This window comes from Phaeodactylibacter sp. (assembly GCF_040219495.1).
Classification (GTDB): domain Bacteria; phylum Bacteroidota; class Bacteroidia; order Chitinophagales; family Saprospiraceae; genus Phaeodactylibacter.
The window spans coordinates 86,400-110,850 of sequence record NZ_JAVJSK010000121.1 but is presented as its reverse complement, the minus strand read 5'-3'; the positions used below and the strand labels follow the sequence as shown (position 1 = coordinate 110,850).

Below are 24,451 nucleotides of genomic sequence, written 5' to 3'. Positions count from 1 at the left end.
TACAGCCGAAAACCCGCTGGTTTTATGAAAGTAGGTATTCTGTTTGGTGGCCCTTCCCGCGAGCGCAACCGTTCGCTTCCGAACGCAAGGGCAGCCTTTGCCCTGTTAGACCGGGCCCTGTTCGAACCCATACCACTCCTGGTAGATGCACGTGGCCGGCTCTATCTGATGCACCCTGCTGCCCTCGAGGCGGCCGACATACAAGACCTGCTTTCTGCCAATCCGGACAAAGCCAATGGCTTTGTCCGGGCGCAGGAATCATTGCCTGACACACAGGAAGGTAGCCACCTGAGGCACCTCGACCGCCCTCTGGAATGGCCGGATTTGGCGTCCTGCATCGACTTTGCCTGGATTGCGATGCAGGGTACTTTTGCAGAAGACGGACAGCTCCAGGAAAAGCTGGAAGAACTGGGCGTACCCTACAGCGGCTTTGCGCCTGCAGTTTGCCGCTACACAGCCGACCCGGGCCGGCTGCGGGATTTACTCGACCTCCACGACTTTTCCACAACGCCGGCCATCACCCTGACGCGTGAAGACTGGACGAATTCACCTCCTCAGGCCTTGCACCAACGCGTCAGAGAGCAACTCCGGTTTCCCGTCCGGGTAAGCCCCGGGGATATCCCAACGGCTTGCGGGCAGACCGAGCTGGAACACCCCGATGATCTGGAGCGGTTCGAGCTGGCAGTCAACCGGGCTTTCTTTGAGGACATCCTGCCCATAGCCGAGTGGCAGGACCGCAGCACCTTTGAACAGCAGGAAACCATTCAACTGCTGGGAGATTTAGAAGACGGGCTGGGTTTCCCCATTGAGGTGCAAACAGAAGCAGGAACGATTCTGATCCTGGCTCCCGATCAGCTCCTTGAATATTTTAATGAAGCAGCCGCCCTGCAAGCAGTCACCGCTTTCCGGTTGCGGAGCAAGCTGGAAGGCCTGCAGGAAAAAGTTTTGATCAAGCAAGTGCCCGAAGAGGTCCCCTTTAGCTGTACGGTAGTGGCCACCCCTGATGCAGGACTATTGGCACTGCCACCGCAGATTCCGCACGCTTATACCAATGTACGTTTTCTGGACCACATCAGCAACCTGTCCATTGAGATTTTCCAGCGGCTACAGCTACGGGCTTTCGCCCAAATCAGTGGGTACAGCCTCTCGAACGGGCAGTTTGTGATTGACCGCATCACCAGTCAGCCCGACGCCACGATGGGGGCTCCGATCTGGGGCAGTTTCGGGCAAATAGGCCTCACGCCCAGTCAGGCGCTGACTCTTTTAATCCAAGCTTCTCTGAAAAGTACGCCCGCTGCAGGTCATCAACTGGGCCAGCAGCTTCAGCAGCAGCTGTCCATGAGTCGGGCCCGGGAAGAAAAAGGCATCGCTCTTATCTGCGGAGGGTTTGGCTACGGTGGCGGGCTTTCCCTGGAGAGCGCCCGGGAAGTATTCCAGTGGTTGGATGGTATGCAAGGGTATCGACCTCTTCCCATTTGGGAGACGACTTCCGAAACGGGTACCCGGTATTTCCGTTTGCCCGCAGAGGTATTCCTGTCGGCCTCAATGCCCGAGCTTCACCATTTGTGCAGCAGTACTTCTGTCCCACAGCAATACGATGAAGCGCTGGAAACCCTAAGCCAGCAATACGGCAGCAGAGCCTACCCTAAAATACCCGAGCCCTGCCCCGTCAGTAGCTGGCCCGCACTGGCCCAATACGTCTGGCTGACCCTTCAGCAGCCCCCGTCAGCCACGCAGTCATTGCATACACAACTGCAAAGGCTGGGGCTCCCCCACAACAGCGCAACGGATCAGGTCGTCCGGCTCTGCGCCGATAAATACCAGCTTTTGCAGACCCTGGGGCGGAATGGGGTCGCCGTACCTTATCAGTTGAAACTGACTAAACCGGACTATAATGAGAATGCAGCAGGGGCCCTGAGCCGGTTGGAAAACCAGGTGGGTTACCCCATGGTGGTCCGCCCTCTGTATGGGCATTACAGCTCCGGTGTGCAATTATTGAATTCCCGCTCAGAACTACAAGCTTATACCCGCCTGCTTTTCCGCCCCGGCAGTGAAGAAGGCCGGGAAGCCAAACGGATATTGGGCCTCCCTCCGGGAGCCATTTTCCCACAAAACACAGCTCTGGTAGCTGCCCCGCAAATTACCCGTAAAGCTGGGTATCGCCTACTGGAAATCAGCGCACATGTTTACCCGGTCGCTAAGCAAAACGGGGCGGTGCAATACCAATGGCTGCCCATATCCGAAGTCAGGCCCAACGGTCATATCCTACGCCCCGGCGAAAAGTATGAACAAGCCATAAAATACAGCAGTACGCCCGCTCGTTTCGCCTCCGACGAAGGCGTTGCGTGGAGCATTCAGCAGCAACTGGAAAAAGCGGTACGCCTGCTCGACCTGAAAAGCCCGGCCAATCTCGATGCTTTTGTACATTTGCAGGAAGGTAAAGCACCGGAGGTTTATATTTTTGACATCAACCTCCAGCCACCGGTCACAAAGCACAGCCTGCTGGGTGTACAGATCGCAGCAGCGGGACACACGCCGGCGGTGCTTCTGGAAGCGGTGATAACAGGTGCGCTGCAATCATCTGAAACCGATAACCAAAACATACCGGCTGAAGCCGAAGCCTCAGCCCAACCTACTTACAATACGACCACTATGAATGAGGATACCCCTTCTGCCACTCCGGAACCCTCGAACAGTAAGCGTTCTGATGCTGGCCAGCCGAATCCTTTGGCAGAACAGGTAATGGCCAGGGCTAAAATCTACCTAAAGGAAGCCTGGCAATTTCTAAAATCACCGGTCTTTCTGCGCAATTTTGCCGGTATCCTGCTCATGGTATTTGGGTCCGTCTATATCGTGCGGTGGTCCCTCAAAATTTATACCCGCCACGGCGAGTCCATACAAGTCCCTGACTATACCGGTATGGATATGCGGGACGCGGTGCGCAAAGCCGAAAAGCAGAACTTCACGATTGTAGCCATCGATTCCTTTTTCGACAGCAACAAACGCCCCAACACCATTTATCAGCAAGAGCCTATGCCCAATCAGCGGGCCAAGGAAGGGCGCACCATCTACGTCAGCAAGTACCGGGCGCAGGCCGACTCCGTGCTGCTGCCTACGCTCATGCGGGCAGGCTACAACTTCGATCAGTACCGCACGAAGCTGCGCCGTATTGATGTAAGCACCCGGATTCAGGAGCGGATCTTTGACAACAAACAGGAGGAAAATACCGTACTTTACTTTTTCCATAATGGCCGTAAAATCACGGATGACATGCTGCGCCGGGGCGTAAAAGTACCACGGGGCTCTACCCTGGAATTTGTGATTACCGAGCGGATTACCAATGAGGTAGCGCTGCCCGACCTGATCTGTAAGCGCTTTGACGAAGCGAAGTTCCTGCTGACCAGTTCTAACCTCTCCCTTGGGCAGACCTTCGGAGCAGAAGGGGCGGAAGGCAGTGCGTTTATTTACCAGCAAGAGCCGGAGTTTGTGCCCGGAAGGATGGTCATCAAAGGGGCTTCTATTGACCTGTACCTGACCACCACCCGACCGGACGGCTGCCCCGAATCCGTAGGCGTACCCGGAGAGAGCGAAGAAGACTTTTAATAAAAACCAATGCATACCATGAACCTGACACGCATCACTTTTCTACTGGCTTTGGCCGCCACTTTATTCACGGCTTGTACCAATGAGCAGGAAGTTAAATTTGAAGAGTCGAAAAAACAATACGATGAGGTGCGAGCCTCGCTGAAGTACTACCGCAACAGCTTCGATCAGACCCAGCAAGAGTACATGGTGCTCCGCGAGCAGTACGACGGGCAGCCCAACAAAATCAGGAAAGACTCCCTGCATACGCAACTGCGCGAAAACCACGACAAGCTCCTGGCCAAACACGAGACCTTTTTCGGGCATCAGGCCGAAGTCCTGAAAAAGCATGACGATCTGCTCAAGCGCCTGAAAGTGGAAGGCTACCCGGTAGAAAACCGTATTGCCGACTTTGAGGAAATGAATACGGACCTGCAAAAACTCATCGGGGAATACGAATTCATGAACAATGAGCAAAACCTGATGATTGACGAGCAGCGTGGTATGTTGCGGACCATCAAAACGCCCAATTTGCCCACACGCCCCGTTCAATAACAACAGTAAAGCCCGACTATGCAGTTTTCCATACGGATTGCCCGCCGCTACCTGCTTGCCAAAAAGTCCACAAACGCCATCAATATCATTACCGGTATTGCCATATTTGGTATTGCGGTGGGGTCAGCAGCGCTTATCCTGGTGCTTTCCGTATTCAACGGGTTTGAGGACCTCATTGCGACGATGTACAGCAACTTCAACCCCGATGTGAAGATCACGCCTGCGCAGGGCAAAACTTTCAACGCGGATACGGTCATGCTGGAAGAACTGCTGGCCCTGGAAGCAGTAGCCGCGGTAACCACCTCTTTGGAAGAAGTGGCTTTCTTTGAGTACAAAGACAATCAGGACTTCGGTACACTCAAAGGCTTAGCCCCTGGCTATGAGCAGGTAGTGGGCATTGATACGACCGTGCGGGAGGGCACCTACCTGCTCAAGGACGGTCAAAAGGAGCTGGCTATTCTCGGCTTAGGCATGCGCGACAAACTCAACGTCAATATTGGCGACCCCTTCACAGAGCTCGGTGTGTACATGCCCCGCCGCAGTCAAAGCCGGGGGTTGTTCAGCCGGCAGCTACAGCCTTTCCGCCGCCGGTACATTTATCCGGGCGGCACCTTTGTCATACAGCATGAATTCAACAACGAGTACGTACTCGCTCCTATCAGCTTTGCGCGAAGCCTGCTGGAGTCGGACTCCAATGAGGTCAGTGCCATAGAGCTGCGACTGGAAGCAGGGGTGGACTCCCGCGATGCCGTAACACAGATCGCCGCTCTCCTTGGCGAAGGCTATGACGTTAAAGACCGCTTTGAACAGGAAGCCGCCTTCCTCAAATTGATGCAGATAGAAAAATGGCTCAGCTACGCGATTGCCAGCCTTATGCTGTTGCTGGTCTCCTTCAACATGATTGGTGCCCTGTGGATGATCGTGCTGGAAAAACAGCCGGATATTGCCATCTTGCGCTCCATGGGCGCCTTGAAAACCACCATACGCGATATCTTCCTGGCCGAGGGTGTACTCCTGAGCCTGATGGGCCTGGTCATTGGCATTGTGCTGGCCTTAGGGTTGTACGCAGCGCAGAAGTACATCGGACTGATTACCGTGCCCGGCAACTTCATTGTTGAAGCCTACCCCATCAGTCTGCGGTTCGTAGATTTTGTTTCGGTAGCCATCACGGTACTGACCATCGGGCTGCTAGCTGCAATCCCGCCTGCCTTGCGTGCGATGCGGGTTTCTGCTCTCATCAGGGAGGAATAAACCTGTTCTTCTGTAAGCGGCTTGTCCAAATCAGGTTCTCCCCTCAACCAGAGAATCGAAATTTTGTCTTATGTTCGTTTCCGGATTTAGGAATGATTACGAACTTGGTTAAGAAAAAACGACCACATGAGGCAACTGTTACTACCCTTCGCTTTACTCCTGCTGGGAGCCCACCTTCTTTCTGCACAAACTACCTACCACCGGGTACGCATTGACCTCTCCCGCCACAGCATTCAGGAAGTGGGCGCACTCGGCCTGGAGACCGACCACGGCATCATCCGCCCGGGCGCATTCCTGGTCAATGACTTCTCTGAGCGGGAAGTACAACTCCTGGAAGCCGCAGGTATCCCACACCAAATCGCCATTGAAGACGTAGGCACTTACTATCGGCAGCAGCCTCAGCAACTTGGCCTGCGCAACGGTGACTGCGCAACGGATGACCCTTTTGCGGACATCGCTACGCCTGAAAATTATGTGGACGGCACTATGGGAGGCTATTTCACTTACGAAGAAATGCTGGCGGAGTTTGAACGGATGCACGATCAGTTCCCTGACCTCATCACGCCCGTTTCGCCTATCGACACCTTCACTACTTTTGAAGGGCGCCCGATCTACTGGCTCCGGGTTTCGGACAACGCTGCCACGGATGAGCCCGCAGAGCCCCGCGTACTGTACACGGCCCTGCATCATGCCCGTGAACCGAACAGCCTCTCTCAGATCATTTTCTACCTTTGGCACCTGCTCGAAAACTATGATTCTGACCCTCAGGTCCAATTTCTGGTGAATGAAACCGCCATGTATTTCATCCCCTGCCTCAACCCGGACGGCTATGTCTACAATGAGCAAATCACGCCCGAAGGAGGCGGGCTTTGGCGTAAAAACCGCCGCCCCTTTGGTGGCAATGTGTTCGGAGTTGACCTCAACCGTAACTATGGCTTCGAGTGGGGTTTTGACAACAGCGGCTCCTCCCCCGACCCCAACAGTCAGGTGTTCCGGGGCGATGCTCCTTTCTCCGAGCCCGAAACACAGGCAGCAAAAGCCTTTTGCGAACAGCACAACTTCCAGATCATCCTCAATTACCATACTTTTGGCAACCTGCTCATCCACCCTTGGGGCTACAATGATATCCCTACAAGCGAGGATGCCCTTTTCAAAGGCATGGGCAACGTCATGAACCGGTACAACAACTACAAACTTGGCACTGGCACCGAAACGGTGGGCTATGTCGTCAACGGTGGCAGCGATGACTGGATGTACGGCGAAATGGAAACCAAAGACAAGGCGTACTCCTACACGCCGGAAGTCGGGCCGGGCACCTTTGGGTTCTGGCCCCCCGCCTCGGCTATTGACCGCCTGAATAAAGGAGTGCTGTGGCAAAACCTGGCTATGGCAAATTTGGTGCATTATTATCTGGAAGTCCGGGACGAAACCCCGGAAGCCCTCAGCAGTTTGCAGGGTACCATCCCGCTGGAAATACAGCGGTTTGGGCTGGAGGATGGCAGCGCCACCCTGAGCGTTACCGCCGGTAGCTCTAATGTAGTAGTGGCTTCGGCCCCGCAGGTGCTTACACTTGATCTGTTGGAAAGCACGGGCTACTCCTTCGACTATATGGTGATGCCGGGATCAGCCATTATTGAAGAAGTGCGCTTCGCTATTGCATTGGATTATGGCGGATACGTTTACCGCGACACCCTGGAAAAAACCTACCTCAATGGCGAAACCAATACAGTCTTCGCAGACCCTATGGACAGCCCGTCCAACTGGACAACCAGCGGCTCCTGGGCGCTGACCACAGAGGCTTTTGTCTCCGCCCCCAATTCCTTCACCGACAGCCCTTTCAGCAATTACCCTGCCGGAACAACCAACCTGCTGACGCTGAATGAAAACCTGGCCCTGAATGAAGAAGCCGGAAAAGCTTTCCTGCGCTTTCAGGCCCGATGGGCAACCGAAGAGGACTACGACTACGCTCAAGTGCAGCTTTCTACAAATGCCGGCAATAGCTGGATCCCACTCTGTGGCCGCTATACCGTGACCGGCAACGGGGGCTTTCAGCCCGCAGAGCCGCTCTATCAGGGCATTCAAAATGAGTGGGTACAGGAAGAAATTGACCTGACCGAATACCTTGGCGAGTCGGTCTCCATCCGCTTTCTGATGGCATCTGACAACTTCATACAGCTCGATGGCTTTTATGTGGATGACCTGGAAGTGGAAACGCTGGATTCTATCATGGTGAATGCCTCAAGCTTCCAACCAACGGCGCCTGCGTTGCGAGCCTTTCCCAATCCTGTTCGGGAAGAGCTGACGGTGCAAGTGCAGGGCCTGTCAGAAGGCATAAGCACGCAACTGGTACTCCGTAATGCCCTTGGGCAAACCGTATACCGCAGAGCACTCCCTCCTGCGCAAAAGCAGACGCTTGCTTTGGACATGAAGCCTTACGAAACCGGGCTCTATATCCTTTCATTAGAGTCTGGAAATACCGTACTTCAAAGACAGAAAGTCATTAAATAACAGGTGAGGGTAAAAACCACGATTCACGGAACAACCCCTACACCCCAAGATACTTTTTCCTTACGCCTCTTCTACTTTTACAGCAGACGTTTTACATGCTGTTCTGCCGGACCATAGAGCCTGATTTTTCAGAAAAACAAACCGGTAGGCAACAGCAAAACCTGAAAGCTAAAAGTAAAAGAGTGATGAGCAATAATGCAATAGGTCAATTAGAGTCTCTGCAGGCGCGTCGGACCCTTCTATGCTTCTTTTGGTTACTCAACCTACTGCCCTTGCAGGCACAGGAGGTCTTGCACTTTAAGGCTGGAGAGAATGCCAGGCTACCCGAAGCCCGGGTGTGGCTGCCAGATGGCTTTGAGGAAAACCCAGGTCCTTACCCGGTGATGGTTGTGCTAAACAGCAACCGTTACGCAGCGCTCACTTACCATTTAGCGACAGAGCTGGCGCATTCGGGGCAGGGGTTGCCATTGGTCGTGATTGGACTCGATGTGCCAGATAACAACTACTGGAGCGTTAGTGCGTGGCCCTACCGTGCAGGGCAGGGCCCTGAGCAAGCCATGGGCGATACGACTCTAAGCTTTCTGGAACACCGCCTTTTCCCGATTTTGGAACAGCAATACGGCCCCCGGCTTGCGCCCTACCGCATCCTGGCCGGCCACGGAGATGCCGGATACTTCACCCTCTCAACGATGATGCTGCGCCCCCATCTTTTTGATGCCTACCTGGCTGCGGCACCGACGATCCACCGGTTGGTTAATCCGGAGCGGGCTTACCGTACTTTTCTGGTAGGGGAGACGGATTTTGATGGCTTTCTCTACCTGACTAACGGCTTTGGCGATCAGCCCGATATGATGGAGACCCTCAAGCTGGCTCGTTTACTCAAAGCCCACTCTATTGAACGCCCTATGGCCTATCATACTGAAATGATTGAAGAAGAAACCAATGCCGGTATTATGCAGCGTACGCTTTACCAAGGTCTTCAAACCTTATTCGGGGACCTGAGCCTGCCCACCATGCTCCCCAACGGAGGCCCTGAGGCCTGGTGGGAGCGCAAGCAGGAACTCATCAGAAAATACGGTTACGACCCCCTTCAACTAACCATTTCCCCAAGATCAATAGCTCAGGAGATCGCTCCGCTAAAAAAGCAAACAGCGGCAGTCATCACCGCCACTTTGCAGTTGCTGCAGTCTGACACCACCGGCCGCTTCTACCATCACGCCACCGAGGTTTATAATGTCTGCGCAGCCTGGCAAAGCACAGGGCATGCGGATGCTGCCTCCGCCCTTGCTCAGGCAGCCCTTACTTATTATCCGGAAAGCCAGGCATTACAATCCGTAGCCCGCAATCAGAAACCGGACAGCCTCCCGCCTGCCGCCAACGCTTACGGCAAAAGCCAAGATCTGGAACGGGGCCTTGCTATCTACTTGAGCTTTGATACACCAATGCGCCACCCCGCCATACGGTCTGATAACGGCGCTCTTACAGTGGCCGGAATTAAGGGGGAAGCTCTTCAGTTTGACGGGCAGGAGCATTATCTGGAACTGGGCTTGCCCGCGCTCGACAGGCACAAGGGCTCCGTAAGCTTTTCGGCATGGATTAAGGTCGATGAGCTGCGCCGTTTTGACCGGCTCCTGGGCAAATCCATGGATGGAGTCAATAAGCCCGTCTGGCAGTTTGGCCTAGGCCCGCTGGGCGATCTGCAGTGGGGTTTCTCTACTTACACCAATGGCTGGAAAGACTATTGGATCAATCATGCTCTGCCGGAAGACGAGTGGGCACATCTGGTTGCGGTAGCCGACCAAAGCCTGGGGCAATGTACCTACTATGTCAATGGCGAGCAGGTAGGACAGGTGGAGGACCTTTGGCCTTTTCCTGCCTCACAGCAACCTGTACTGCTGGGATGTAATTTTGCTCGCCGCAATTTTTTCAAAGGAGCAATGGATGAGGTGCGGCTATACTACCGGGCGCTATCGCCTGCTGAAGCTCAGGCGCTGGCCTCAATCAAAGACTAAACGAAACGTATGTTTTCCCTTGATGGTGTGCCCATCCGGCTCAATAGCAGTAAAAGCAAGGGTATGCACGCCTGGCTGGAGCTGATCCGGGAGGGGAGCTTTCCAGAGATGGGCACAATCCCTGGCTTTCATCCAGTGTGTATATTCTTCCGGATATTGCTCCAGCATGTGCAAAACGAGTGGGTCTTTTTCCACCGTTCGCTTCATAGGTACCGACGCCCCATCATCAATCTGGCAGGTCACTACCGCTTCATAGCTGGCGGCATAAATATTGGCAACCACCTCCTGCCCATCCGTACAGGCCGCAAGCGGACCTGAAATGGGCGCCCGTACCCCCACCTGCTCATGTGCGGGCTGGCCTGCCGCCTGAAAGCGATAGGTGTAAGCCGCCCCATCGAAATCGAAAATCCAGAAGCCATTGGGTGTCCCATCCATGCCTAAGCGAACGGGCAGCCCTGTCCAGTCTCGGGGCCCTTTCCACCAGGCCCCGCAGGCCGCCCCGCAGACCAGATGCTTAAAGGCTCCATCGCCCGACCAGCCGCCTTCGCGCAAGTCAACGTGCTCTACAAAATGGGTATGAGCAGCCAGCGCCAGCACTTGCTCGCGGTGGTCCAGAATATCAAACAGATCGTCCCGGTTTTGAATATTGCGGTAAGTATCAGCGGGCAGGATATCGGTATAGATAGGAATATGCATGAGCAGCACCACCAGCTTGTCCTCAGGAACAGTCTCCAGGTCATTGCGGAGCCATCGGAGTTGTTGCTGCGAGAGGTAACCCTGGGTAATACCGAAAGTATCGTACTCGGTGTCCCAGCCGGTGTAGCCGATATCATCGAGCACCACAAAGTGTACCTGTCCGTAGTCGAAGGCATAGTAGGTAGGCACAAAATAACGCTGAAAGGTCTCCCGGCTAAATGCCGGGTCTGAAGCCCGCAGGTTGATATCGTGGTTGCCGCAGACCGTGTAGTAAGGCTTTCCAATCCCGGCAAGGGCGTCCCGAATCTCCGGATAGAGGGCAAGCCCGTCCCAGGCAATGTCCCCAAGCGGTACAAAAAAGTCCATGGGCTGATGGAGGAGATGCTTTACCATAAGCTGCCGGAAAAACCCTACTTCCTCCTCCGTCTTAGGCTGAATATCGCCAAAAAAGACTGCCCGGAACTGCTCCTGCTGCCGGCCCGGCAGCAATTCAAAATCAACGGTTTCGGGCAGGGGCGCAGGCTCAAAGCCCTCGTATTCCAGCTCGGCATTATTGGGGCTGCCCTCTGCCCGGATAAAATGGAAAAACTGTGGCTGATTGTGGGCATTGAGCGGCAGCTCGTACCCGGCGGGCTTGGTGATAAAAATGACACCTTCAGCTTTGGGCCTTGGCAAGGTGTAATACCCATCCGCATCCGTTTGCACCACTACTTTGCCATCGGAAACGCCTACGCCGGCGATACCTTTTTGGAGATCGTATTGCTGTACATATACCCTGCCTGTTATGGTCGCTTGCTCCATATTCTGATGTTTCGGTATTGATCAGGGCAACGCAAAGATGGGTATTAAGTTGAAACTTCTGGCTTGTGAGGAAATTAAGTAACGGTTAACTTTTGCTTAAAATACCTTCTCATATAGCTCCCGTTCCCTGGATTCCACCGGATGACGGGATTCCAGTATCTCAAAAACATTACCCCTGATGGTTTGCGCCATATCCCCGGTAGGCAAATCATTGCAGTCGAGCCCAAAAGGGTCCTCTATTTCCTCTCCCAGGAGCTCCACGCCCAATAAGGCAAAGAAAATGAACATAGACAGAGGGATGCTCATCAGGTGGAAGGTATTGACCAGCGCAAAGGGGAGCAAGACAGCATAGGCGGTGATGAAGATTTTCAGGTAGACCGCGTAGGAAAACGGAATGGGCGTTTTCTTAATCCGCTCACAGGCCCCCAGGATATCGAGCAGGCTCTGATGCTGGGCTTTAATATTGATGTAATCACCCTCGTTGATTTCTCCATTGCGGTGGGCTTCCGCCAGGCGCTGGAAGATTTGCAGGGCAATATGATTGGGCACATGTGCTTTGGCGGCATATTCTGCCCGGTCTTCATCCGTCAGATAGATCAGCTGGTCCAGTTTGGTCCCTTCCCGCAAATGTTCCACCAGGGCCAGGCAGAAATTAGAGATGTGCTTGCCCATAACCCGGCGGATGTCGGTATTGTCCTGCGGGAACATACTATGCACGTAGATCGCCAGGTTGCGGGTATTATTCACCAGAGCGCCCCATTGCTTACGGGCTTCCCACCAGCGGTCGTAGGCGGAGTTTGTCCGAAAAACCAACAAAATACTGAGTATCACCCCAAGGAGAGAAAACACAGAAGTATTGAGGTCCACATACCGCCCAAGGTCGAGCCACTCGATCGTCAGGCAAACTATAGCGGCATAAACGCCAATAAACACAACACTGCGCATAATGCGGACCATCGTCCAGCTTTTGGCCAGGTGGCGCAGGTCACCAAACCAGTTGTCATTCGTTTTGTAATAAATCATAGCGGTGTGAGGCTTTTGCAAAAAGTTTTGAAGCCTCAAAAGATACCGTTACGATCCCATTTGACCAAATCCACGCGCCATAAGGGCCGCACAAAGCGGGATCAGCAACAGCAGGGCCAGCTCCAGGCGGAGCATAAGCCGGATGCGGCGGGGCACGTCTATCCAGTCTTCTGCTGCACCTTTCCGGTGCCTGAAGAAGAAGATCGTCGGCCAGACCGACAATATCGCCATGCCGGTAAAGAGCCCCAGTTTGAGGTGGAAAATCCAGTTTTTGGAATAATAGTCAGCCGGTTTACCGACGCCAAACCAAAGCAGCAGGCCGATGCCTACAATCGCTAAAGCACTCAGCCCGTATACGCTATCGAGTACAAACAATTGCTGCACCACCCGCCGCTGCAGGCGTGGGCGGATCAGCCAGGCTTCCCCAACGATTGCACAGACCATCGTCAGGATACTCATAAAGTGAAAGTAGCGGGTAAGGGCTTCGGCAATCATGGTCATCATTTTATAGATGAGAATGAAACACCAATGGGCCGGAAGTGTTAACTCCTCACGCTGATTTTGTAATTTCCCCCACAAAACCGGAATATGCCCGCTCGTATTTTTTCCATCCCCTTTGCATTTGGAGCTATTTTGCTCCTTTTTCTGGCCTGGGAGTTTGATTCCGGCTACAGCATTTATATCGTGCCCTTGGTGGTTGCGCTGGCATTCATCTACATCCTCAGCCCGCAGATCAACTGGTGGTGGTGGACGCGCCGGCCACCGGACATGCTCCCTAAGCTCCGTATGCTCCCTGAGCGCCATTTGCCTTACTATCAGCGCCTGGCTGATCCTGAAAAGCTACGCTTCCGCCGCCGGGTGCGCCTCTATATGGAAGCCAACGACTTCATGGCCAGGGGCATGGAGACCGCCACAGAAGACCTCAAAGCGGTGGCAGCTATCTGCGCCGTACAAATCACCTTCGGCAAGAAGGACTTCCTGCTGCCCAAATTCGAGCACCTCATCTTTTTCCCACAGCCCTTTCCTTCTCCACAGTACCCCAAAAACTACCACGCTTCCGAAATCTACGAAGAAGACGGTGCCATCCTCTTCTCTGCCGAGCAACTGATGAAAGGCTTTCTGGAACCGCACAATTTTTACAACATCGGGCTGCACGAATACGCCAAGGTCTTTGAGCGCTCTTACCCTGAGTCCAACTTCCCGGCCCTCTCCGAAGACCACTGGCTCGAGCTGCAGCAAATCAGCGGCTTTAGCCAGGCCTCGATCCAACAGTGGATCAACCTCGACCCCATTCCGCTCCGCCCGGTGAGCATTGCCCACTTCTTCACCTGGCCCGCCGCTTTTCAGGCACAGCTGCCGGAGCTGTATGCCGCCTATGCCCGGTTGTTTAATCAGTCGCCGGGGAAGGCGGGTACGCCGGTGTTAGGGGAGTTGGGGTAGAGTGCGTTATTGAGCGTTGCGGCTTTGCTTGGTTGGCTATCTTCTTATTTTAGGAGAGGCCCCCTTTTTACTCAACAGGCCGAACCACCAACCGCTCCCCCACAGCCGTTGGCAGCTTAAGCAAAGCGCTACCCTGCTCTACTCCGTTCACCTGACAACCCTTGTAAAAAGGCGTTTGTACATACAGGGGCTTGCCGAATTTACTTTCAATCCCGATACGCTCCACTTTCCCGTTTACTACACTGCCATCAATGACGAAGCCGCCCGCCGTGTGCAAGCCTTCGAACTCAAAGCTCCTCCATTTGGCAGGCAGGTACGGGAGGATATGAAGGACCGAATCGCGCTGTTGAAAGAAGAGGTTGTGGATGGCATCAAGCACGCCAAAGCCTCCGTCCAACTGCATCACTTCATTATGTGCTTCCATAAAACCCACGCCGTTCCAGTCGATGGGCGTGGATGCATTGGCGCGCAAGTCAGGCCCAATGCCGGGTTGGATGAGCGACACGCCTTTGTGGTTGGCATCGTGCAGAGTGCCTCTGCCCAGGTTGGTGAAGTTGTCTTCCCAGTAGTGCAGCCACGCTATGGCTCCATCGGGATTGCCCAGGCGCGCATGAAGGGTAGCCGCCCAGGGCACACACCAACCGGACCATCTCCCCGGCCCTTCCGCTATCCACTGATTGATGGAGTGCCGCACAATGGAGGAATGTGCTTCGTCAAATGGGTCAAAGGACTGGAATGGATAAATGCCGGCCAGGTGGGAATGGTGGCGGTGGCTTTCAATCAGGTCCATTCCTTCCCAAAGGGCAATGCGCTTGCTCTTGTGTTCCGGGTGCTCCAGTCCCTTTGGCCCTTCGATGAGGGCATAATCCGGAAGCTTGCCGAGGACGGCTTCCCAACGTTCATCGACAGGCTGATTGAGGATTTTGCTTGCCTGAATCAGGTTTTTCGCGGTCATCTTGTAAGCGGCCAGTTGGAAGGATGCGTTCCGGCCCCAGGCATCGGGCCTGGCGCCCTTGAATTCCGGGCTTACGGAAACGGGCAGGCTTAGGGTGCCGTCCGCTGCTTTTTCGGTCATGGCATAGTAGCCCTCAAAGGTGCCTTGCATCAGTGGGAAAGCCACTTCTTTCAGTAAGCGCTCGTCCAGGGTGTGCTGATACTGCAGCCACGCCAGTTGTGCCATCCATGCAGCGCAGGCCTGATCTATCATGCCGGTCCAGAAGTTGCCCACCACATGCCCGCGGTTGTCGACAGCATGGGGCATGAGCAAGGCTTTATCATTTTCATAAAAGTAGCTGCCGGCTGCTTCCAAAGTAGGCATCCATTGTTTGAGCATCGCCCAAAGCGGGGTCAAATGCTCGAATTTCCCGGAAGCTAAGACCGGCCAGTAGATCATTTCGATATTGATATTGAAGTGGTAGTCGTTGCTCCACGGAGGTATGCGTTGCGTTTCCATGAAAGCGGCCTGTAAAGTAGCGGGCACTCCGTGCGGCGGGTGCACACTTCCCATTTTGTAAAGCCCGTAATCGTAAGCCTCCTGTAGTTTTGGATCCGGGATGGTCACCTTTGGCAGGCTTTTGGAGAAGGCCGTCCACCAATCCGTAGATTGTTCGTCCAGTTTTTTCAGGTCGATATCCTGAAAGGATGCGATCAGAGCAGACTCAGCGCGCGCGCCCAGTGCTGTTGTGAGGACCAGATGGTCTTCATTTTTCTGAAAGGCGACCGAAAGAGAAGGGTCTTCCGGCAGGGACTGCGTGAACCCCGCAATGGATTGCCCGGCATCAGAAAACCGGGTGGGCAGTTCTACGCCAATCGCAGCAAGTTCTGTTTTGACCTGCTGATGGTCGTAACTCGCTATCAGTTTCACGTCAACATCTGCCAGCAGTGCCGCTTCCATCCTGATCCAGGTGACTTCTCCTGGCACCGCCTGCCCGATATCCATCGTTCTTAGCGTGCCGTCCGGCGCCTTTATCACCACCTGCAGCTTACCGGTATGGAGGTTCAGCGTGCCGGTTTGAAGCACAAAGCCCTCGGGGAAATGCAATTCCAACCGGCCTCCACCTAACTGATAGGGACGGTCAGGCAAGCCTTCCTGTTTTTCGTTTTTGAAAATGCGTTTCAGGGAATCCTGCTGCCCGCTTTCCAAAAGCCGCTTTACGGTTCTGAAGTTGGTGGTGGCACCAAAAGGCTTCCCTCCTCTATGATCCCAGAACCCCGCCCGGCTCACGGTTACATTCAGTTGATGGTCCTGCCCCCAAACCATTAGCCCCTGAATGCCATTGCCGATCAGAATGCCCGTATGTGTCCTTGGGAGGGGAAACGTCCAGGTTAGTGTTTTTTCAGAGGCAGAAGACGCCAGCGGTACCAAAAAGAACAGTAGGATGAATAGCGAAAGGGATACTTGAAAGTTCTTCATAAGGAGGACGGGTTGTAGTCAACAAACGGATGCTCTCTTTATGGTAGCCTGAGATAAAAAGATGTAACGATAATTCTTTCTCCTCCCAGCCAGGGAAAGGACATCAGCTGATACCCGCTCCAAAACAAGCCTAAGCCGGGGCATGGAACTGCCTCAACTGAGCGCCGCGCAAGAGGCGTTGCACCCTACTTCAAATCATGCAAGTTCAAAATCTCCTATACTCCCCTCGGTCACGAGAGGTGAAATTTTGACGACTTTATTTTTGTGCCCTGCAAGGCAAAAAGCACAGGCATAGCCTAGCTACGGCGAGCATTTTTAACGCCGCAGGGTGCAAAAAGAAAAAGTCAAAAATCACTTATTATGCCCGAGGGGAGTATAAATTATGCTTCTTTGATCCCGGCCTGACGGCCTATTCCAGCATCAATTACACCAGCACTGCTGTACTTTTACTTTACTATAGGTTTTTCCTATTTTAGTGTCCAAACCAAGTACTAACTCCATGAAACAACTCTACCCCATAGTACTGCTATTGTTTTTCATCCCCCTGCAGCCGCATGCTCAGGTATATCTGGGCGATGACACCAATTTTTTCAATAAAAAAGCCCGGCTCTACCAGCGCTGGCTCGATGCCAAAGGCTACGGGCAAGTACTAAAAGTAGACGAAGCCAAACTGGCAAAAAACGGCATGGAACTGGAGCTCTGGCTCAGCCTGCGCACTACCGACCCCGACGAAGGCGCTGCCCTTTGGAACGAACTGCAACAAACCTTGACGGAGCAGGAAGGCGGCAAGTCTCGGGATGAAACCCTTTACTACACCTTCGTCCGTTTTATGGAAATCCCGCCTGCGCAGGGCAATGTGCAGGTGTACCTCCCGGCGAAATCTGGCAGCGGCTACAACCCCTGCTTCTACCATTGGATATGGGAGGAAGACAACGCCATACAGACGAAAAGCCGTATCAACGCCTGCAAAGCACAGACGCTCAATATCCCGGTAGAGCTGCCTGGGGTGGAGCAGGCTGTGGGGACATCCGAAGTAGCCATCCACCAACAGCGCAGCCGCCAAGCCGTATTTGATGCCGTACTGCGCTACGCCCGGCAGCGGTACGAACAGCCCCGGGAAGGCTGCGAAAACCGGACCCCCGAGGTGGAAGAAACCGACTTCAATAACGAATATATCCTTACATTCCACGTCTCCGATCTCTGCCGCGAAGTATTGAAAGATGAAGAACAGTCTCTCTGGTGCGATTTCGTAGAGCTGTGGTGGGGCGACTGCAACGATATGCGCCGCGAGCGACTGGAGTTCACCTTCCACTACACGCCCACCGATGATGGCTACCTGCTCACCGGCAGCCTGACCGGCAAGTTTGGCTCCGGTGTGTATAAACCCCGCACGAGCGGCTACATGGATATGGAGCCCGACTTTGAAGAAGATTTCCTTATCCCCTACGTCAACCGCTTTCAGCAAGACCTGAAGCGCTATCTCGAACGCCCCTGATCATGGACCAAACCAAATCCTCCATCCGGCAGCTCATCACGCAGGGCAAGCTCGAAGCTGCCAATGCTGCTGCCCTCGCATACGCCGAATACTCCGGGCTGAGCGATATTGCCAACGCTCTGACCGTGCTCGGCAGTCGCGCCCGGGATCACCACGAGAAGTGGAATGCCGGCCTGATTTCCTACGAGGAGTACTCCCGCGCCCACGCCCAAATCACGCACAGCCTCACCGACTGGCTCAGCCGCCTGCCGGATGAGCCCACAACGGGCAAAAAGCGCCGCCGCCTGCTTACGGAGGCGACTTTTAAGAAGCGCCTGTTCTACCTGCTTTGCCTAATCAAAGTAGCCGTCATACTGCGCCTGACCTACCACTGGAGCACCGGCGGTTTTAGCAACGACCAATTTCAAGGTACGGTAGCTTTGCTGGCCCCTGCCCTGGCCGCCTACATCTCCGTGATGGTAGCCGACTACCTGCGGCAGCACCACAAAGAGCCGGAGCCGCCACGGTATATATCGGGCCCGCTCGTCACTTTCTCCTATTTTTTGATGCCCCTATACGGGCTGCTGCTGTTCCTCTTCATTGAGCTGAAGGCCAAGTCTATTTTCTCCTTCGCGGAGATGAATACCTGGCTGGCACTGGTGGAAAGTGTGCTGGGGGCCTATGTGGGGCAGATTGTGTTTGCGTTTTTTCGGAAGGGGGAGTGAGGGTTTGTTTGTTGCCGCTTTTTTGAATTTTTTCAAAGTATAATTCTGATATTTCCACCCCCTGTATCCCCCGGCAGCGGGGGACAGGCGCTGCGCTTGAGGCAGGGGCGTTGGAGCGGGGCACAAGGTTTTCACCCTTCGTACACGCAGCGCAACGCTTCCCTGGCTTCATGTCCAAAAGCGAAGGACCTAACCTTACTCCCCGCCCCCAGCATCACGGGCAGCGCGTCTCCCCCGTGCCCCGCCGCTGTAGCCAGCTATGGGGTAAGCGATGCCCTAATGATATCATAAGGCACAGAGAAAAAGCAGCAGTAGAACCTTCATCGTCCATGGATTACCAATACTACTGCTGCAAGCAGTTAAAACTACCGTTTTTGCCCGGTTATCGGGACAGGACAGGCATCTGTTCAGCAAAGCCATCCGGCCTTTGGTGAGCTATGGGCAAGGCGGAAGCCGACGTTGTTGTTACGGTTCGTCGGGTTCCAGTTGTTGCGATTGGCGGCACGGCAGTTCTGCGGATTGTTGTTCCAACTGCCACCGCGATTCACGCGGTTAGAGCCCTACGACACCTGACCTTCAAGAGTTGAAATTACACTTTTTCGGAAAGCCCTGCTATCTGAATAATCGATAAATGCTAAAAGGGGAAGCATTTTCCTTTGGCAAGTTTTGTCACCCCATATTCCTAACCCTTTGGCCAGATATATTTTTCCAGCTTTTTCTATAAACCGAAGCTTACTTTTTCGAAGTAAACGGACATGGTATGGAAATAATCGATAGCCAAGTAGCGGTAATCCCTGGTTTGTCTTATTGAGCTGCATAGGCTTGAGAACAATCTGTAATTGCTCATTGCAAAAGGTGGTTATCGATGCATGGGCATCAAGTAACTTTGCCTTGTCTGAATCCCAGAGTACCATATCGTCCATATAGCGGATATAAGCCTTAATACGAAGCCTCTCTTTGATGTAATGATCTAAGCCGGATAAGTAATGATTAGCAAAATACTGACTCGTTAGATTTCCGATGGGTAAACCGCAGCCTGAAGAGGCCTCATAGCTATCTATAATCTGATAGAGAATAGACAATAGCCTTTCTTCCTTAAAGAGTCGCGCCAATTGCTTTTTCAACACAGTATGCTGGATACTCGCAAAAAACTTACGGACATCAAGCTTCAGGTACCACTCATATTCCCGGTTATACACTTTGGCACGATCTAAGGCTGCATAAGTTCCCTTCCCCTTACGGCTGGCATAGCTATCAAAAATTTGTGCCCGATCAAAGTACGCATGACAGCTATTCATCAGTGCATGATGCAGCACCTGCTCGCGAAATGCACTGGCACAGATTTCCCGCTTTTTGGGTTCAAAAACAAAAAAATAGCGGTAATCACCTACCTCAACTATTCCGTTTTCTATAGCTTTTTTTAATGACCATAGGTGTTCTTCCAATCTAGACTGGTAATCGAGTACTGACGCTGAATAACGCTTTCCTTTACTCGCTTTCCAAAAAGCAAGCCGAAGATTATCCATATCTGATATTACTGCCAGTAAATTATTTACCCTTCTCATCTGACAGAGATTTGCGAAAACGTTCGGCGTACTTCCCGACTTTCTTATCCCCTACGCCCGCTACCGATTGCATAGCCGCATCTGATAGTTCTTCCATCTTCGACAATGCAGACAACTGCTTATCTGTAAATACTGCAAATGCCGGTACGCTATCCTCTTCTGCTATTTGCTTTCTTATTTTCCGCAGTATAGAAAAGCGTTCAAATACTTCTGGTGGCAACTCGCTTTTATAATCTTTACGAGACCGCTTTCCTCTTTTTCCAGCAAGAGCGCCTCCTTGTATGTACCGGATACAAAAGCTCCAATAAGTATCCGCTGGCCCAGAAACCAGTTGTTGTTCTACTTGTAAAATTTTATGCCCCCGCAGAAAAGCATTCATTTCTTCATTTGCTGATTCTCCTCCCACCACCGGTACACTAAACACCTTAATCTGCATCTCTATAATTTTTTTCGGGGGGCTTACGCCCCCTCACTTGCTAATCTTACAGCGCTCCTCAGCTGCACGCCCTACGCAAGGGCGCTACCGCCGCCCAGCTCCGGTTGTTGCCGCTGCATCACGTTTGCTCACCAAAGGCATGGAAGGGCTAGCGTGAACTATGGGCAAGGCGGAAGCCGACGCCGCCGTCACGGCGCGCCGGGCCCCAGTAGTCGCGATAGGCGGCACGGCAGCCCTGCGGACGGTTGTCCCAACCGCCACCGCGAAACACGCGGGGAGAGCCCGTACTGGGACCTCTCGGGTTACGACTGGGACTATTTTGGTAATAATCACTGTCGTACCAGTCCCAGCACCATTCCCAAACGTTGCCGGTTAAATCTGAAAAGCCTAGTGTACCTTGCTCAAACATCCCAACCGGAGCCGTACCTGCATATCCGTCCTCATATCCTTCCCAAATAGTCCAGCCGGAATTCTCCTTTTTGGCGCTTTCATCTGCAATATTCCCATTAGGTTTTCCATTGCCCCATGCATATTTGTAATCTTTTCCTCGGCTACGCGCCGCAAACTCCCACTCCGCCTCCGTCGGCAGGCGGTAGCCATCAGCGTTCCAGTCCGCGCTCACGCTCGTGCCATTTATACGGTACACGGGTTGCAGCCCCACTTCTTTGCTCTTCCAGTTGCAGTAGGCTACTGCATCATGCCAAGCCACATTGATCACAGGCCGCTTGCCACGGCCCCAGCCTTCATCACCCGGCTTATCCCGGTTGGTCGCTTCGCAAAACTGATCGTACTCTTCAAAGGTCACCTCAAACCGGTGCAGGTAAAAGTCATCCACCGTGACCGCATGAGGTGTTTCATTGCTGCCTGCATCACTATCCGAACTACCCATCTGAAAAGTGCCCCCCTCCACAAAAATCATATCCGGAAGGTCCGGCCGAGGCTTTATGATCTGTGCCTCTGCCTGCGCCCGGTAGCGGCCATCCGGGTAGGCTTGCAGGTAAAAAGCGTAAGCCTCCTTTGTCTTTAAGCGCTGCGCCTGTGCCCAGAGCTGCTCCTCTTCGGCATCCGTATTGCTGCCACTGCCCTGACAAGCTGAGCGGTGCACAAACACAAAGTCCCCACCCGCCTCGTGCCGGCTGGTAAAGGAGCCGCCCTCAGGTGTGGGGAAAGAGATGCCGCCCAGGTAATAACGCAGATCGCGGGAGGTCACCAGGCCGGTGCGGGCACCGTTGCGCAGGGCTTCCAGCCACTTTTTGGCGAAGAGGGAATTGGCTGGGGTACGCTGTTTCCGGCTACCGGAGGAAAAGTACAGACGGCTATCGTACTGCAGGGCCATCTGCGCTTTTTGCTGGCAGTCGCCTGCGCCTTCCCAGGGCAGCGCATCGGGTGCGCCTTTGTAGCGGTCGCCAAAGGCACCAGAGTAGCAGGCATCAAGGGCGAGGAGGACGTGCTCGGCAGGGTTTTTCGTGATGTAGCTGCCGAGGTCATCATAGCTGAGCCAGGTATCGCCATAGTAATCTTGGCTTGGTATTTTCCCATCCGCTGGCACGAGGTAGCCGCGGTCGGCCGCCTTGTCAAAGTGGCCGTGCATGGAGAAGAAGAACAGGACCTGATCGTTCTTACCGTATTTACGGCTGTTGATCTCGGCGATCTTCCGGAGTATGTCAGCTTTGTCTACTTCCCGGTGGTACTGTACGGTGAAGTTGTAGTCGCTTTCCAATACCTGCCCGATATTGCGGGCTTCACGTCCAGTCTCCGGCAAGTCTTCCCAACCGGGCTGGAAGTCGGTGACGTAGAAGAAGTGGGCGTAGCTTTTGCCTGTGGGCTGAGCGTGCAGGCTCGTGGCAAGGCCTATAGAAAAGAGGGCAAAAAATAAGGTTCGCAGATGGGGCATCATATCGTTAAATGGGTACTTGAGGTGTAAATATACAGATTTGCATTGTCAGTAGGCTGATTTCCAGGCTAAAGGTTGGGGTGACAGGCGCTTTTAGGAATTGACCTTGGGCTTTTCAAAGTGTTTTTCCACCCCCTGTATCCCCCGGCAGCGGGGGACAGAGCGCTGCCCTTAAAGCGGGGCCATTCTAGCTGGACGCGGTAGTTTCACGCATCATGCACACCATGCAGAGCAACGCTACCCCTAGCTACGTGACCGAAGGGCAGGACGAAGTGTGAAATCCCAATAAGCTCTTAATCCTTCTCAAACAACCCATCAAAGCGCAGTCCGCTATTGCCCTGTCCGCGGCCATTCTGCTTGCGGAAGCCGCTCCAAAGCGCGACCCGCCCATTGTGCCAGCGGGTACGCTGCCAGGTGCGGGAAACACGCACACCAGCCTTGGGCACCTCCTCCTCAGGGACAAAGAAAGGTTCATAACCGGGTTTATCCAGCCCGTAGCGCAGCAGGCTCGTGCGGGGGCGGATTCGCTCGATAGGCAGCCCAGGATATACCCGCGGCATAGCGGCGCGCTGCAACCGGATCGCACCGCCCCCATTCGGGACAAGCGTAGCTTTAAACGGTATCCAGTGTTCCGGCACCTCGGTGGCCAGCCGGTAGCGGACCAGGGCATCATTGTCCAGAGGCGGGGCAGGGGGCGTGCCGCCTGTTACCTCCTCTGATAAGGCTTGCAGGTAGGTGGCGGTATTGAGCGCACTGACATTGCCTTCCCGCCGGCCATCAATACCATCTGATATGTAATACTCAATTCCCCAAACCATATTGGCCATCTCGTCGCGGGCCAGGTAGATTTCTTCCTGTGCCTGACTTTCTTTCAAATCGACCACCCCAGGAGGCAACAGCAGGTATTGGTCGTAGCGGCTGCCAGGGTCATTGATCCCGGTGAGCCCAAAGTAATTCCAATGAGGGCTCCCCGCCGCATCACGGTAGTGGGCAGCTTCTGACCACTGCCCGAATACATCCCGGACTTCCAGTCCTTCCACCTCCAGCAAGCCGCCGGCAGGCACCCGTAGCGGCAGCATAAACCAGTCATTGCTGTACATCAGCCCAAATTCCATCAATGCCAGCCGCCCAGACTGTGTTGCACTCGCTTCCAGGGCAAGGAGGTTGACCTTACCGTCTTCCATTTCCCACCAACGGGCGGCGGGCATACCGGGGTATTCCACTTCCGTGGGGATCAAATGCCGGATATGGGGCTCCTGAACTTCATCCCGGCTGCCCCGGCCGGATTCTGCCACTTCAAAACTGTACCAGTCGAGGCGGCCCTCGTAGTACTCCTGTGCACCCAATTGCATTGGAGCTCCATTTCGGCCTTTGAGGTAGGCCTGAAAACGGTACTCCATACGCTCGGGGCGCCAGGCGTCCTTCGTCTCGTCTACAGGCTGATTGTACTGCTCGTCAAACCAGGCTATCCACTGCTCGCCAACCTCATCTGCCTGTGGATGAGACCCCGTCAGGAAGTCCGAAAGGGATTGCCCGGCACGCAGCTTATTGTACAACGCCCCTCCATCGATTGCACCCGTTTGCACTGCAGCGTGTACCCAGGTTTGCAGCCCCCGGTTGCTCAGCTGATGGGCATGCGCCATCCGGTCTTCCGGTGTAGCAGAGGCAGGGAGTTGAAATTGCAAAGCCGGCTGCTGCCGCAGCGACTCTAGCACAGCTGCGGCAGCATTGCCCAATGCCTGCTTCAGCATGCGCTGCAGTTGCCGCCCCATCTCAATGCGCAGGGGAATGCCCGGCTGTATCGCTACGCGCCCCACCTCTGCTTCCATCGGCTGCTCATTGGTATAATTCACCGGAGCATTCTCATCTGCCGATAGCTGCCGGAAAGGGTATTGCTGCCACTTGACGCGCACTTCTGCCGGGGACCCATTATCTGTACCTTCAAATTCTCCGGTTTGCCACTGCCGGCACAGTATCCAGTAGGGATCGTAAAGCTGATTGCCCAGGTTTTCTTCAAACTGCTCGCTGCGTGCGCGGGTTTCCAGCCGGTTCCAAAGTATTGAGTTTGCCATAATG

At 54.0% G+C, this 24,451-nt stretch carries 17 protein-coding genes; 8 read left to right on the top strand and 9 right to left on the bottom strand.

Going from position 1 to position 24,451, the window contains the following annotated elements; genetic code table 11:
- Positions 1-24 precede the first annotated feature (24 nt).
- The 5 genes from RIC19_RS19305 to RIC19_RS19285 all read left to right on the top strand — a co-directional run bounded on the left by RIC19_RS19305 (position 25) and on the right by RIC19_RS19285 (position 9,908).
- Positions 25-3,603, top strand: a complete 3,579-nt coding sequence (locus RIC19_RS19305) for a PASTA domain-containing protein (RefSeq protein WP_350180002.1) — start codon at positions 25-27, stop codon at positions 3,601-3,603.
- 18 nt (positions 3,604-3,621) lie between these two features.
- The gene (locus RIC19_RS19300) at positions 3,622-4,137 is read left to right on the top strand and encodes a hypothetical protein (protein ID WP_350180001.1); all 516 of its coding nucleotides are present in this window, start codon (positions 3,622-3,624) and stop codon (positions 4,135-4,137) included.
- Positions 4,138-4,155: 18 nt separating this feature from the next.
- Positions 4,156-5,388 (top strand): ABC transporter permease, encoded by a 1,233-nt coding sequence (locus RIC19_RS19295; protein WP_350179999.1) that lies wholly within the window; start codon positions 4,156-4,158, stop codon positions 5,386-5,388.
- A 126-nt stretch (positions 5,389-5,514) separates the two neighbouring features.
- The gene (locus tag RIC19_RS19290) at positions 5,515-7,896 is read left to right on the top strand and encodes a M14 family metallopeptidase (RefSeq protein WP_350179998.1); all 2,382 of its coding nucleotides are present in this window, start codon (positions 5,515-5,517) and stop codon (positions 7,894-7,896) included.
- Positions 7,897-8,081: 185 nt separating this feature from the next.
- The gene (locus tag RIC19_RS19285; RefSeq protein WP_350179997.1) at positions 8,082-9,908 is read left to right on the top strand and encodes a LamG-like jellyroll fold domain-containing protein; all 1,827 of its coding nucleotides are present in this window, start codon (positions 8,082-8,084) and stop codon (positions 9,906-9,908) included.
- Here RIC19_RS19285 and RIC19_RS19280 read toward each other — a convergent pair.
- The 3 genes from RIC19_RS19280 to RIC19_RS19270 form a co-directional block, all read right to left on the bottom strand.
- On the bottom strand, positions 9,894-11,405 hold the full coding sequence (locus RIC19_RS19280; protein ID WP_350179996.1) for a calcineurin-like phosphoesterase C-terminal domain-containing protein: 1,512 nt from the start codon (positions 11,403-11,405) through the stop codon (positions 9,894-9,896). The genes RIC19_RS19285 and RIC19_RS19280 overlap by 15 nt on opposite strands.
- Before the next feature lie 96 nt (positions 11,406-11,501).
- Positions 11,502-12,428, bottom strand: coding sequence for a bestrophin family protein (locus RIC19_RS19275; RefSeq protein ID WP_350179995.1), 927 nt, complete (start codon positions 12,426-12,428; stop codon positions 11,502-11,504).
- A gap of 48 nt (positions 12,429-12,476) precedes the next feature.
- Positions 12,477-12,923 carry a DUF2214 family protein gene (locus RIC19_RS19270; RefSeq protein ID WP_350179994.1) on the bottom strand — a complete coding sequence of 149 codons (447 nt, stop codon included), beginning with the start codon at positions 12,921-12,923 and terminating at the stop codon, positions 12,477-12,479.
- A 93-nt stretch (positions 12,924-13,016) separates the two neighbouring features.
- On the opposite strand from RIC19_RS19270, the gene RIC19_RS19265 reads away from it, so the two are divergent.
- On the top strand, positions 13,017-13,868 hold the full coding sequence (locus RIC19_RS19265; protein ID WP_350179993.1) for a zinc-dependent peptidase: 852 nt from the start codon (positions 13,017-13,019) through the stop codon (positions 13,866-13,868).
- Between the two features lie 67 nt (positions 13,869-13,935).
- On the opposite strand, the gene RIC19_RS19260 is transcribed toward RIC19_RS19265, so the two are convergent.
- Entirely contained in the window at positions 13,936-16,281 is a 2,346-nt protein-coding gene (locus RIC19_RS19260; RefSeq protein ID WP_350179992.1) for a glycosyl hydrolase family 95 catalytic domain-containing protein, read from the bottom strand.
- 499 nt (positions 16,282-16,780) lie between these two features.
- Between RIC19_RS19260 and RIC19_RS19255 the strand changes: the two genes are divergently transcribed.
- Together RIC19_RS19255 and RIC19_RS19250 are read left to right on the top strand one after the other, a co-directional pair.
- Positions 16,781-17,776, top strand: a complete 996-nt coding sequence (locus RIC19_RS19255) for a hypothetical protein (RefSeq protein WP_350179991.1) — start codon at positions 16,781-16,783, stop codon at positions 17,774-17,776.
- 2 nt (positions 17,777-17,778) lie between these two features.
- Complete coding sequence (locus RIC19_RS19250; RefSeq protein WP_350179990.1) at positions 17,779-18,480, top strand: hypothetical protein; 702 nt, start codon at positions 17,779-17,781, stop codon at positions 18,478-18,480.
- A 407-nt stretch (positions 18,481-18,887) separates the two neighbouring features.
- Here the strand turns inward: RIC19_RS19250 and RIC19_RS19245 are convergent, their stop codons facing one another.
- The 5 genes from RIC19_RS19245 to RIC19_RS19225 form a co-directional block, all read right to left on the bottom strand.
- On the bottom strand, positions 18,888-19,028 hold the full coding sequence (locus tag RIC19_RS19245; RefSeq protein ID WP_350179989.1) for an SUMF1/EgtB/PvdO family nonheme iron enzyme: 141 nt from the start codon (positions 19,026-19,028) through the stop codon (positions 18,888-18,890).
- Between the two features lie 12 nt (positions 19,029-19,040).
- Positions 19,041-20,045: an RNA-directed DNA polymerase gene (locus RIC19_RS19240; protein WP_350179988.1), complete on the bottom strand. Its 1,005-nt coding sequence runs from the start codon at positions 20,043-20,045 to the stop codon at positions 19,041-19,043.
- On the bottom strand, positions 20,029-20,481 hold the full coding sequence (locus tag RIC19_RS19235) for an HRDC domain-containing protein (RefSeq protein ID WP_350179987.1): 453 nt from the start codon (positions 20,479-20,481) through the stop codon (positions 20,029-20,031). Before RIC19_RS19235 ends, RIC19_RS19240 begins: the two co-directional genes overlap by 17 nt.
- Before the next feature lie 148 nt (positions 20,482-20,629).
- Positions 20,630-22,378: an SUMF1/EgtB/PvdO family nonheme iron enzyme gene (locus RIC19_RS19230; RefSeq protein ID WP_350179986.1), complete on the bottom strand. Its 1,749-nt coding sequence runs from the start codon at positions 22,376-22,378 to the stop codon at positions 20,630-20,632.
- Positions 22,379-22,668: 290 nt separating this feature from the next.
- A complete protein-coding gene (locus RIC19_RS19225) occupies positions 22,669-24,447 on the bottom strand; it encodes a hypothetical protein (RefSeq protein WP_350179985.1) in 1,779 nt (592 codons plus the stop codon).
- Between the last annotated feature and the right edge of the window lie 4 nt (positions 24,448-24,451).